Raw genomic sequence first — 12,558 nt, forward strand, 5'->3', positions numbered from 1 at the left:
TGAAACGGCCTTTCCAGATAACTTTTAGTAGATCGATAGTGAATCAGCAGTCCACCCTTAGCAGAAATTCAAGCTCTCTTTTACAAGAAGCCTGCCGCCAGAAACTGCTCAACCGTCGAGATGTCTTTTTGAACTTGCTCAACGACAGGACCTATTTTCTCAGTTTCAACCACGACAGAATCAGCATCAAATTCTTGAATAAATTCGATCGCACTGACTTGGTTATCCGCTGCAGAAGCCAGTAGTGCATCTTTGATGTAAGTCCAGCTTTGTTGAGATCCATTAGGCATGTTAATCGTGGTTCCAACTAGCTGAAAAAAGCTTTCAGCAATAAAGGTTTGGCTGGCTTCTTCTAAGAGCCCTTGATCAACACTCACTTCAGTATTGAGGACTGAAAGAGCAACCTCTTTTTCAACATTTATGACACCTAAAAGAGACTCAATTTCTTGAGAGGGTTGTCCTGTGGCTGAGAAATCTGCTAGGTCCTGCACCGACAAACTACCGAATTGAAAACCACCATAAGACAGTTTGATCTCCTCTAATGCTTGAGCTTTAGGGGCTTGAGATAGCAGAACAGCACCAGTACCCAGAACAACGCCCCCTATAGAGAACAGACGGGTTAGAAGACGCGATTTCGAAAAAGAGGGATTACTCAAGCTGAAAGGAATACCTAAAAGTAGGGGCAAACGCATGATTTTAAAGTTCCAGAAAACAGAGACATCTAATCGGACTGACGATTTGCGGACTAGAAAGTTGCAGTTTAGATAGTCAGCAAGACAGTAAAGTCGCTGAGCGATTATAGCGATTTTGAGAAAGCGTGTTGATGTTACTGTATCCCAGTTCCTAGGCAATAGAGGTCTTGGTTGAAAAGCACCACCACCTTGCATCAGCTAGGAATGGGTACGTCAAGAAGACGCCTATTCTTGTGCCTCTCTACAGCGAAGATGGACATATAGATAACCGCCTTTATTCCCTTGGGGCATGTCGGGCGAAAGGCGGCAAGACTCAGGCATAGTGACGATGAGGGGATCGTCATCTTCAATTCGTGAGCGGATAGCCCAGACATCAGCTGGTTTTGCAATCTGATCAATTCTGTCAGCAAAGCTCTCGGTGAGCGACCTTTCGACACCATAACCGTGTCTGATTGAGAAAAACATTGGAGCTGCTTTCCAACCACTGCCAGGGTCATTGGGGTGGAAGTTTCGATCAATTTCCCATCCAATGCTTAAAAAACGAGCGCCAATGACGGTAGGTTGCTCATGTACCTTTTCAGTGGATGCCAGCACAACGGGATAGATTGAGTGCTCTTGAACAAATGGAATAAAGCGATCAGGAGCATAGTATTTCGGAAACGCAACATTGTTGACGATTAGAAGCGAACTCAGCAAGCCGAGTATCCAGGTAAGTTGAACGAAACGTCGACCCGATAGTCGTTTGCGGCTGAAGGGAATGGAGATACTCAGATCGCCGTTGGGCGATCGCTGTGTCCAATAGTGAGCAAAAATTCCTCCCGATAAGATCAGCACAGCGGGATAGTAAGTAAATTTGTAGCGTAGGCCACGGGTGATGTCTGAGCCATAGACATAACAGATCACAGCAAAAAGACTTAGAATAGCCAACAAAAAGCCGCCTATCAGCATCGAGCCCATGCGCTTCTGAGGTACATTACAAAGCTTTCCAATCCCTCTGAAGAAAGTAGGGACGAATTTTGCAATAAACAGCAGTGTCAGTAGGATACCGAAACTGATAATGACGAAATCCAAAGGTGTTTGAGCAAAGAAATTGGCTGGCGTAACGAAAGTTGTAATGAAAGCAGCAAAGGTCTGTACTAAGGGATTAAACCACCTCATAAACCAGCCATTTTCTCTCAAAAAGGTTGTCTGAGGGCTGCCATAAAAATGCAGCAGTACAGGCAGCCAAGCAAGAATTCCAAGAGTTGTGATAGAAACGGCTCCGTAGATAGGTCTCCAATGGGATTTCCATAAAACGGAGAGTCGCTCTTGTCTAATCTGTTTGCCTGCAATGATGGCGATAACAATTCCCTCAGCACAGAACGTCAACGCCGAGAAATAGTGGTTAGCAAAAGCAAAAATATTGACTAAACCCCATCCTAAACAAAGCTGCCAATCAGGAGCTTTTTGAGCAGACACGGAACGGGCGGCAATGACAAAACACCCTAGAGATAGGGTAATCAGAGTAATGGCTAGCCCATAGTGTCGCGCTTCTTGGGAGAGAAATAGGCTGAAAGGTGAGACTGCCATGAAAGCAGCACTCAACATTCCTGCTAGTGAGGATTGAAAAGTATTCTTAGCTGCCCAAAAGATACAGGGTATTGCTAAAGAACCTAATAATGCTGAAAACAAACGAGCGATCGCGAGGGAAGCAACAGCCCCTTCTCTAGAGAACAAATCCATCCAAAAATGGGCCAGCATAAAATAGGCAGGTGGATGATTATTTTCCTGGAGTAGATAACGAGCAGAATCTAGAAAGGTCGCCTCACTATTCAGCGTAATAGGTTGCAGAAGTGCTTTCAGGTCAACAACTGCTTCTGTTGGCAAAAAGTAGCTGCTATTACCTAAGCTAAAGATGACGGTGCTAACCTCATCCATCCAGGCCGTTTTTAAGCCTAGATTCATGACTCTTAGCCCTAAACCTACTAGGAAAAATAGGGACACAAGCACGAAAATGTTCTGATGCGATCGCGCTTTCTGCTGACTTGAAGTTCCTAGCTGACGCAAAACAGATCCCAACGCTGATACCCTCCTAGTAATGAGTCAATCGTTCAATCATAGTATCTGCAAAAGGGACGCCATTTGCGTTGGAGTATGGTGCCAATTTATGCGGAGTTTTGCCCAATAAGGTTAAGACAAATAGCAACCCTACTAAGAATTTAAGGCTTGAGGGTGCTGAGAAACAGACAAAAGTCGAACGCTTGCAGGTCCAATCGTGCAGTTCTAGATGAGTTGAATTAAAGTTAGATTAAGGAACAGATAGGACTGATCAGCCTCATGGCTCTAGTACCGCTACGCGGAATTCAAAATTCAAAGCTAAGGCAGATAAGCTTTCTCAGTGTTTTGAATGGTGAGTCTATTTCTGCCGCAGTGTACTAGTGCTTTCCTGTCATCATCTTTAGAATCAGAGTAGCTCAATGAAATCGACAAATCGCTCAACAATCTGTACGCTAGCTGCTGAAGAGGTTGCCAATTGCTTGCAGCGAGCCGAAAGTTACGAACATTTGGTGATTGAAGATCAAGATCCTGAGGATCTGCATCAGATGCGGGTCAATCTACGACGATTGAGAACGGCAACGCAGGTCTTTAAGCCGGGTATCGTACTCCCTAAAGCTGGGGAAGAAGCTCAGGTAAAAAAAGTTTTTGGACGTTTAGGCAAACTTCGTGATCTGGATGTCATTTTTGAGACACTCCAAAACCAGTACGCGCCTGATCTGCCAAGTGCAGAACGACGCACATTGGAAGCTATCTTTGACCATCTCCTTAAGCAGCGAAAGAAAGCTTACAAACGAGCAAAAACGAAGCTGAAGGGCGATCGCTACAACCATCTTAAAAGGAGTTTGTATCGATGGGCATCTAAGCCTAAATGCAATGCCTTGGCTGAGCTCAGTATTTATGAGGTATTACCGGATCTAACATTACCCACAATCAGCCAGCTTTGGCTACATCCAGGTTGGTTCTTTGCTGTAGAACCGGCGAAGAAAGATCTCAAACCCGATACGACCCTAAGCAGCGATCAGGTCGACAAACTCTTAGCAGATCAGGGGGACGTGCTGCACAGTCTGAGAAAGCAGGTGAAGCGAGTACGGTATCAGCTGACATTTGTTTCGGAATTTTATGGCGATCGCATAAAAGACCATCTATCTAAGCTAGCCAAACTACAATCAGCTCTCGGAAAGCTGCAAGATAGCTTAGTTATAGAAGCTGCATTAGAAGCTGTAATGCCCGATTGGCAAACAGCATTGCCTACTTTGAAATCCTTGGTGTCGGACAGTCGTCACCAAGCTTGGAAACGCTGGCAAACGCTTCAGCAGTATTATCTCGACACCTCAAATCGACACTCCTTACGCCAAATTTTGATTACGCCAGGTAAGACTTTAGAATCATCTACACATTTGGTACCCGAGGAGATGTCTCACCTAGCAGTGGTCGGGGTTCCTGAGCAGTCGTCCGACCAGATAGACGACACTGGTGATGACCTGAATGATGTTGAGCAAACGCCACCATCTGCATCTGTTTCAAGCTCTGAAATTCCTTCCGCGTCAGAAGCCATTGACTCAAATACCACTTCATCTTGAAGATATAAAGATTCAGCGTTAACTTATCCAAACAACCCTTTTGATGAAATAACCACGTCAATTGGTGGGTTAGGAAACGCCCACCTAGCATTCTGGGGTAGAAGCAAAATTTCAATATCTCAAAACGTCGATAGTCCGCTACGATCATTGCCGTTGTGTGGCACGTTTCTGAAATGCTGTACAAAGCACTACTTGCGTTTGGCCTATTGTCGTTGCTGGGAGAGCAACCCAAAACCGTAACGCCCTTCTACTCGATAGCATGGCCTTCCATGGATACAGTGATCAGCTGGCAGTCGCCTTGGCTGCTCAGCATGAATGCCCCTGACCCAGAAGCCAAAGATATCGTTCGCAACTACTTAAACATCCTTGCGAGTCAAGGATTTCCAGTCGAAGAACAGGGCCTTTGGTTTCAAACTGGGGCTACTGCGATCGCAGTCCATCAGCCCTATCGCCCTGTGTCTTCTGCCTCTTTGACTAAGATGGCAACAACCCTAGCCGCACTAGAAACCTGGCCTATTACCCACCGCTTCGAGACCCTATTTGGACACACAGGCACGCTGGAGAACGGTGTCATCAATGGGGATCTTGTCGTTCAGTGGACGGGCGATCCTTATTTCGTTTGGGAAGAGGCGATCGTACTAGGGAATGCCTTGAATCAACTTGGAGTCCAGAAAGTAACGGGTAACCTCGTCATCCTAGGCGAGTTTTCGATGAATTTCGAACCAGATTCCTATCGATCTGGCGAACTTTTTATCCAGGCCATCGATTCTGGTCTCTGGTCTAACGATGCTGGGTATGCCTATAGCCAGCTATCTTCAGAGACACCTCAGCCCTCGTTGACTATTGAGGGAGAAGTCACTGTCTCCGCTCCTAATAGCGTCACGGTTTCACAATGGCTCATTCGTCATCAGTCGCTACCTTTGGTCCCGCTTCTCAAAGCTATGAACATCTATAGCAACAACGAGATGGCTGAACAGTTCGCCGTGGCAGCAGGAGGCATTGATACAGTAATGGCTAAGGCTGCAGAAAGAACTGGAGTGCCCATTGCAGAGATTCGGTTAATTAACGGTTCTGGCCTTGGGGTCGACAATCGGCTTTCTCCCCGTGCTGTAGTGGCTATTCTGCTAGAGATTCAGCGCCAGTTGAGAACACACAATCTGTCTATTTCTGACGTGATGCCTGTTTTCGGCCAGGATGAAGGCACCCTCGTTTTTCGTGAACTCCCTAATAAAGCAGCTCTAAAAACCGGGACGCTGAATACTGTGAGTTCACTAGCAGGGTATTTTCCAACGCGCGATCGCGGTCCGGTTTGGTTCTCCATTCAAAATTGGGGGGGAGATCTGGAACTGCTCAGAGCGCAACAGGACGCGCTACTACTTGCCCTACAGCAACATTGGGGACAGGCCCCACCCCCTGAAACCTTTCAACCTAAAGTCATCATGGGTGAATGGCCTTACCAGTTAGGAGATTCTGACCGCAACACTGCGTTGTAGGTTCACTGGTTCTTAGAATTAATGCAGGATGTCCACAAGACGGACGGCAATGCTTACCTGACACCAACTGTAGTAATCGAATAACCCATGCATCAATCCTGGTTCTGTTAATCAGTCCTTTAGGCAGTAACTTTTAATTCATCATTAGGGCGTCACTTCCGTTAGCCCTCGTGTAGTTAGCACGAGTAACTCATTTCCACGGCGGCCAAAGATAATGACGGGTGTACCAGGTGCCAGAATGTAGCGTGAATCAGGAATGCAAAGTCGTGCAGCCCAGGTCGCTCCCATAACCCTAACTCGTCCAGGGATCGGGCCAGCAATTAAGCTCTCAACGACGCCATACATTGTTTTGTTTAGGATTTCTGTATCGACTTGTTTCATGATGCTTATGCACAATTTCAGGAAGTTGATTAGATCGAGGATCAATAGAGCTACCAATATGTCAGGACTTACGCAGTAGATTTCCCTTCATTCTTGTCAGTCTCCATATCTCTTCACTAGGAGCAGTCATTATTTAAGAGGACAAATGGCTATTGTCAAATAATGATCAAATAAGGGGCTAACTCCCAGTTGAATTTATAGAACGGGCATAGGTTTCGAAGCGTTCTAGACTAAGTTTGATGGTGCACCCAGATAAATCGATTAAATCGATTCAAACTTATGACTGAGTCAATTCCACCTGTGTATCAAAAACTGATCTCATCATTGTTCCGCCAGCAATCTATAGCTTTAGCCATTTAGACTTGCGCACTCAATAGCATTCGGGTAGCTAACCCATAGCTAGATGGCTTGCTGTTTTGTCCTCACGGAACTGGCGACGGCTCAGCCGGGGACAGGAAGACTGGGGTTAAACAATCGAAAAAGAACGATACTCAAACCGTCCAATTTGCATGTAGTGCTCAAATCCACTCTCGAAATCTCCTGCTTCAACAGCTGCTTTGACATCAGCGTTACCCATGAGATACGCTCCTTGGTCGAAATCTCTGCTAGGGTTACGGATTTCTTGTTGTCCGAACTGGACGAAATGCTCAAATCCATTGGCGAAAAGACCAGTATTAATAGCCTCAGCGACGTCAGCATTTGTCCGCAGATAATAGGCTTCGTTGTACAGCTCCGAGGGCAAAATGTGCAGGACAATGTCTGAAACATCAAATGGATCGAACGGAGAAGTGTCAGTCAAAGGAACAAATGATGGGCGCAGCTCATCCGCTCCGAATTTGACATAGTGCTCAAATGCACTTTGCAGCTCCCCACTTTCGACAGCAGCGGCAACATCAGGGTTTTCAATTAAATAGTGCAGCGCAATGAAATCAATGCTGGCAAGGCGATTTTCGATATGGCCGATAGTCAAGTAATGCTCTAAGCCACTCGCAAATAGTTCATCATCAACGGCTTCTTGAACATCCGTATGAAACGACAGATAAAATTCTTCTAAATAGATAACACTGGGATCGCGACCCTCTGAAATGCCATGATTGATAAAGTGTTCATAGCCAGAAGCAATTTCCCCTGACTCTACCGCATCCGCCACATCAGAATAGCGCCACAAATAGTATTGTTCGTCAAAGAACTGAGCCACAGAAAAATCACCAATTGTGTCGGTTGGGGTTGCGATATCTTCACCGTATTGAAACCGAAGCAAAAGGTCGTAGTCGAAAAAGCCAAATGGGTCTTTTGAAGGAAGTGTGAGTTCATCCGGTGGAGAAATAAAAAAGGATGAAGTTCCAGCTTTACTTTCTGCTGCAAGATATTTTGTCTGGTGAATGGGTAGAGTAGTAGACTGCTCAGGCGAGACAGTTTCAAATGTCAAAACGGGTAAAACATCAATGAGAAGATCTTCCATGAAACTAAAGACATAGATTGAATAATGTTGACTCGCGATTAGATGTACTCTTTAAGAGTAGTGCTGTTTTTTGGGGGCCTTTAGCTCATCTGAAAATTGCCACAGCGATCGCTGTCTTGCTATCAGGAGTACTCAAGGCTGCCATCATTTGCATTACAAATGCCGGCTAATTGAAGCGTTCTAAATCTAACCAATAATAGGTTCAGAAAAACACTTTCAAGATTAAAATGCTGAACTCTTTTGAAGCTACAAGTCTTTCCTTAACTCACTCAAGGCAATAGGCAAACCACCTTTAGAAACAACTTGCTAGCCCTGTTAGTAACCTTTAGGCCATTAAACCATTGTATTTCCAGTAGAACTTCGAGGACAAAGTGGAAATGTTATTGAGCAAAAGAAGAGTCGATTAGGAAAGAAAGGAAGAGATTTTGAAAAAGTTTGAGATTCATCTGTTTCAGTCTCTAAAGAATGCTCAAAAGAATCCCAGAACTCACTAGGTTCATCGAATGAAGCACTATTCGGCTCAACAATTGAATCTACTAGAAAATAATCTTCATTAGAGGTAAGAATCATAAGCTCTGGCTCTTCAAAAGTATTCTGGGAAATAGAAGATTTATACTCAGGGTGTAACTCCTGATTCTCATTAATCTCTATAATATTTGAGCTATTGAACCAATAAACATCCTCATTGAAGGGTTGATCAAAGGAAAGATGAGCGATCCCATCGGAAGTTGCGACACCAATTTCTTTCCATCTAGAGCGAAGAACAAAGTTGCGATTGAGAAATATAGAGCGGTTCTTTAATGAAAACGAAAGCTTGTTCAAAAGATCCAGTAAAAATGTATTTCCTATAGCATCTGTTCTCGAATTTTCAGTCCAATTAGTGGGTGAATTAGCCTGCTCTGGGAGCAAACTTTCAGTGTCTAGAACCGACAAGGTTTCGGTAGATTCGGCCATGTGAGTGAAAGCATGAATTACACAATGAGGACTTGGAATAAAGTACATCCCCTAATACCAAATGCACGGATTAACGCAGCAGAGAACAATTAAAGTCGAACCTATCAACAAGAAACAGACTTGAACTTCGTCTACCTCAGGTCTGGTGAGCAAACAGAGATAAGGCTGGCCCTGCCCAAGGAGAAACTCACCAATCTCTAGCCACTGCGATCAGAGTCATAGAGACTTATCGGACCAGCCTAAGACAATAATAGTTTACCCCAAAAAGTTTTGGGGTAAACTATTATTACAAAAAAGCTTGCTCAACAAAGAAATGATTGGGTAAGCTAATGGGGTACTTATTTAGAGAAGAGTACTCAGCGCATGCTGCCAGTCGAAGGAGTAAGGCTTTTGCCCGTCTAGCGTTCCATTGCTGTTTTGCGTCAGCCCTGGAGCTGTTAGCTAGAATTCACTCGCAGAAGGTTGATGCAAGGGTGCACTAGATTGCTAGAGGGCAGTTCTTTAATTTGAAGAAAGTGCTTGGCGATCGCTAGTCTCTACGACTGTTGTTTAGTGTGGCTAACTTTGAACTACTCGACTGAACATTGGGGTTATGAGTAATCTGGACAACGCACACTCGGGTCAACCCAACTCAATCAAGCCAAACCTAAAAGAAATACGAGAAAACTTGCAGATTACCCAAAGGCAACTGTCCGATAAGCTCGGGGTAACTGAGAACACAATCGCCAATTGGGAGAACGGACGCAGCATTGGCAAGTGGCTCTATCAGATTAAGCTGCTGTGCCAAGCCCTTGATTGCTCGTTTGAAGAACTGACGGAAAACGAGAACTCTCCCTTATCTCAGGACAGCGAAACCTCTTTTGCTGCTTTGCGGAAAGACTATCAGGATGCTATTAGAGATTCGGAAAACAATAGGAGCGATCGCTAACTAACATCGTTGAACGCTATGACTCCCATTCACTTTGGATGACCTCCAAGAATGTTCGTACCGCACAATAATAGATACTTCATCAACGCAGAAACGCTCATTGAAGGGCTTGAAGGACATGAGGGGTCGTCTGAAAGTACGAGCCTAGATATCCTTTGGACACTGCTGGAAGCCAATCGGATCGAGATTTTGATGCTCTCTGAAGAATGGGAGAATCTAAGAAATCATATTCATAACAGGATTAAGGAGCCAAAACGGGCAGAGGCGATTCTCGACAAGATACGCAAAAATGTTAAACCCGTTCAAAACGATAGAGATCCTAAGATCAAACTTCTGTACTTCTCAAATATTTTCAGTGCTGAAGGTAGAGAAGCAGTCTCAGTTGAAGAGGTCATTACCCAACATTCCCTGAACAACTACAGCGCTCAAAATGCGGCTGTGGAATCCCTTATCTTCTTCTTGTCTGTTTGGTTGACTAAAGAAGTTCTCGACATAGAACTAAGTGAACTCTACGACTTCATCGATAGCATCAGGAATTTGTTTACGCCTGAAGAACAGAATAGAGCGCTCGTCGATAGACACAGTGATATTGATAAACACTTGATTAAGGCTTTAGGGTTGACAGATGAAAAGTTTTCGAGCGCAGAAGAGCTGGAAATTTTTGATGATCTTTCAATCACTCAGGAGCTTTTAGAAGAATTTATTAATTTTCTAGAGGCTGGGAAGCTGAGCAGTATTGAAGGAATTGAAGGAGTAAATGTTTATAGCATCTATCACGCCGCATCTCACTTCATTGCACAACACATTGACTTGACGAAGTTCCTTGAAATTGCACCTGTAAACCGAGTCGAAAGATTATCCAACAGTAGCGGTAACGCAACCCTTAATCAGATCGCGACACAAACGCGCGAAATCAATATTCAAGAATCATCCGATGATTCAGCTGAACAAAACCCAGCTGAACAAAACCCAGCTGAGCAAAACCCAGAGGCAGATCAACGCTTGTTGATAAGGGTGGGCAATGAAGACGACATCCTAAGCTTTGAAGAAGCGTCCGATCCAGTCGTTGATTTTGCTATTGCTCCTGCACCGGATAGTCCTGTTGGGGCACCAGTTCAGCCCGCCATCACTCCTAGTCCACCTCCTGACGCTATAACTTCGTTTTTCTATCCTCCTGAGGAGGCGGTTCCTCTCCTTCCTGAACCCCCATCAGTAGAAGCCTCGTCTAATCTTGACGAAAACAATAGTGCTGTTATTCAGAGGTATATGTTTACTTCAGAATCTAGCGGCGTTATCGAAATTCTCATTTCTGATATCGACCAGAATCAAACGATTGATCGAATTGATATCTACCTTTATGGCAGCAACGGGGATTTGAGGGGGCAACTTTCTGACACGCATGACGACGGCACAATTGATGAAATCACGCTATTTGGAGACGATCAAACTATTGGCTTGATTCAGGACACTGACAACGACTCAATCTTTGATTTGGCTGTTTCCGATGGCTTTCTTAATCTAGAGGCCCTTAAATCAATCTCAATCACTTTAGGAGGTCAGTCGCTGGATCAGTTAGTCGATCCTGATACTCGAAGTCATGAACCTGATGTCGTGATCGATATCCAGTATTTTGAGACTATGAGCGGTGAGGACGTGCATGACTTCCTTTTAAGGGGAAAACTCACTGCTAGTGAGCAAACAACCTTTGCCCAGAGTCAAGGATCCTATTCGCCTCAACTAGAGATCTTAAGTGACCTTGATGAGCAGTCTCTCTTTTGGCCCGAACAGCTTGGCATATCGCAAATTACTCCCGATAACATTTCGCTATTCTCAGATAGCGAAGTGCTGATTCAGCCCACTGACTCAGACTCACCTCCAACAAAAGGATTAGTCCACTTTTCAGACGTCTAGTTCGTTAATGTGAGGCTTGGTATTGCTTTGAATCGCATTGTATAGCTTTGCTATCGGCTTGTGTGCTCAAAGCATGGACGTTTAACCCCTGACTAGAGGGCTCATCATTTTGTCCTGACGGGGCCGACGACGGCTATATACCTATGTCTAGGTCTACCTTGCTCACAGATCTCTACAAAATGGTTTCGAGGCTGGTTTGTAGGTTTTCCAATTCGTTAACGAGCTGGAGTTCTCTTTGATATTCCTCTCGTAGAAGCCTGACGTAGCGATCGCGTTCCTCGATAGACTGCACTTTGCCCAACATATGGATGGCTAAATTCATATTTGAAAGAGGCTCCCTTAATTGGTTAGCAATGCGCCCTATTGCAGTCAGAGCGTGAACAACCTTACCCGAGGGATCCGATTTTGGCGGGGAGTAAGATGGCTGCAACGTCACTGGAAATAGGTCAAGCGCTTCAACTTCGGGCGTTGAATCAAGACCTCGTTGAGCGTCTCTCAGCAGAGGTTGCGACCCAGAAGCGATCTTTTCGTTTTGGAGCTGTTCTTGAGTGTTATATCGAGCGCGAATTTGATTTATCAGCGCAATTAAGTTGGGCTGAGCGGCCCTTTCTTCACTTAAATTCAAAACCAAAGGCTCTACTCCCGGTGCGGCGATCGCCTCTCCTGCGGTTGGCAGAAGAATAATGGGTAAACCTGTCGCCTTCAAAGAGGGGAGAATATGTGCGGATGTACTAATATCTCTGAGTTCACGACTATTCTCTAAGATGATGAGATCTGACCTTTTAAGAGCCTCAATGTTTTTAGGATGAATCTGACGAAGATTGGCAGTTTTTAGTTGAACTGTTCTATCGAACTTTAGTGCTAAACAGAGCTTTTGTTGCTGTAAAGAATTTTCCGCAATGATCAAAATCCGCTGCATTGTAGATGCCCTATCCCATACGGTTTCCTTGTCATAAGCTACGTTGGTCCTCTCACCGTTTGACCAACATATAGTTCAATAAACAAAATAAATCAACCTAGAAAAAACTAGTTCACTTGAATTTCCATCTCCTTAAAGACTTTTATTATGGATTAATTAGTATAGAGCTGTCTTGCCTTTTTGTAAAAAGCGATATTTTTT

At 44.6% G+C, this 12,558-nt stretch carries 10 protein-coding genes; 4 read left to right on the plus strand and 6 right to left on the minus strand.

Translation table 11 applies throughout. From position 1 onward, the window contains the following. Positions 1 to 80: 80 nt before the first annotated feature. Positions 81 to 692: an alpha/beta hydrolase gene (locus PN498_RS11665; RefSeq protein ID WP_272062942.1), complete on the minus strand. Its 612-nt coding sequence runs from the start codon at positions 690 to 692 to the stop codon at positions 81 to 83. Between the two features lie 225 nt (positions 693 to 917). Then, positions 918 to 2,750: a glycosyltransferase family 39 protein gene (locus tag PN498_RS11670; protein WP_272062943.1), complete on the minus strand. Its 1,833-nt coding sequence runs from the start codon at positions 2,748 to 2,750 to the stop codon at positions 918 to 920. Positions 2,751 to 3,148: 398 nt separating this feature from the next. Between PN498_RS11670 and PN498_RS11675 the strand changes: the two genes are divergently transcribed. Both PN498_RS11675 and PN498_RS11680 read left to right on the plus strand, forming a co-directional pair. Next, entirely contained in the window at positions 3,149 to 4,309 is a 1,161-nt protein-coding gene (locus PN498_RS11675) for a CHAD domain-containing protein (RefSeq protein ID WP_272062944.1), read from the plus strand. A 269-nt stretch (positions 4,310 to 4,578) separates the two neighbouring features. Beyond that, complete coding sequence (locus tag PN498_RS11680) at positions 4,579 to 5,802, plus strand: D-alanyl-D-alanine carboxypeptidase (RefSeq protein ID WP_272062945.1); 1,224 nt, start codon at positions 4,579 to 4,581, stop codon at positions 5,800 to 5,802. A gap of 144 nt (positions 5,803 to 5,946) precedes the next feature. Here PN498_RS11680 and PN498_RS11685 read toward each other — a convergent pair whose 3' ends face one another. The 3 genes from PN498_RS11685 to PN498_RS11695 all read right to left on the minus strand — a co-directional run bounded on the left by PN498_RS11685 (position 5,947) and on the right by PN498_RS11695 (position 8,599). Further along, a complete protein-coding gene (locus PN498_RS11685; RefSeq protein ID WP_272062946.1) occupies positions 5,947 to 6,183 on the minus strand; it encodes an NfeD family protein in 237 nt (78 codons plus the stop codon). Positions 6,184 to 6,649: 466 nt separating this feature from the next. Then, complete coding sequence (locus PN498_RS11690) at positions 6,650 to 7,645, minus strand: hypothetical protein (protein WP_272062947.1); 996 nt, start codon at positions 7,643 to 7,645, stop codon at positions 6,650 to 6,652. A 333-nt stretch (positions 7,646 to 7,978) separates the two neighbouring features. Beyond that, positions 7,979 to 8,599 (minus strand): hypothetical protein, encoded by a 621-nt coding sequence (locus PN498_RS11695; protein WP_272062948.1) that lies wholly within the window; start codon positions 8,597 to 8,599, stop codon positions 7,979 to 7,981. Between the two features lie 592 nt (positions 8,600 to 9,191). Between PN498_RS11695 and PN498_RS11700 the strand changes: the two genes are divergently transcribed. Together PN498_RS11700 and PN498_RS11705 are read left to right on the plus strand one after the other, a co-directional pair. After that, positions 9,192 to 9,527 (plus strand): helix-turn-helix transcriptional regulator, encoded by a 336-nt coding sequence (locus PN498_RS11700; protein WP_272062949.1) that lies wholly within the window; start codon positions 9,192 to 9,194, stop codon positions 9,525 to 9,527. A gap of 51 nt (positions 9,528 to 9,578) precedes the next feature. Then, on the plus strand, positions 9,579 to 11,438 hold the full coding sequence (locus PN498_RS11705; protein ID WP_272062950.1) for a hypothetical protein: 1,860 nt from the start codon (positions 9,579 to 9,581) through the stop codon (positions 11,436 to 11,438). Positions 11,439 to 11,610: 172 nt separating this feature from the next. Here PN498_RS11705 and PN498_RS11710 read toward each other — a convergent pair whose 3' ends face one another. Beyond that, positions 11,611 to 12,357, minus strand: coding sequence for a hypothetical protein (locus tag PN498_RS11710; protein WP_272062951.1), 747 nt, complete (start codon positions 12,355 to 12,357; stop codon positions 11,611 to 11,613). Between the last annotated feature and the right edge of the window lie 201 nt (positions 12,358 to 12,558).

This window comes from Oscillatoria sp. CS-180 (assembly GCF_028330965.1).
Classification (GTDB): Bacteria; Cyanobacteriota; Cyanobacteriia; order Phormidesmidales; family Phormidesmidaceae; genus Halomicronema.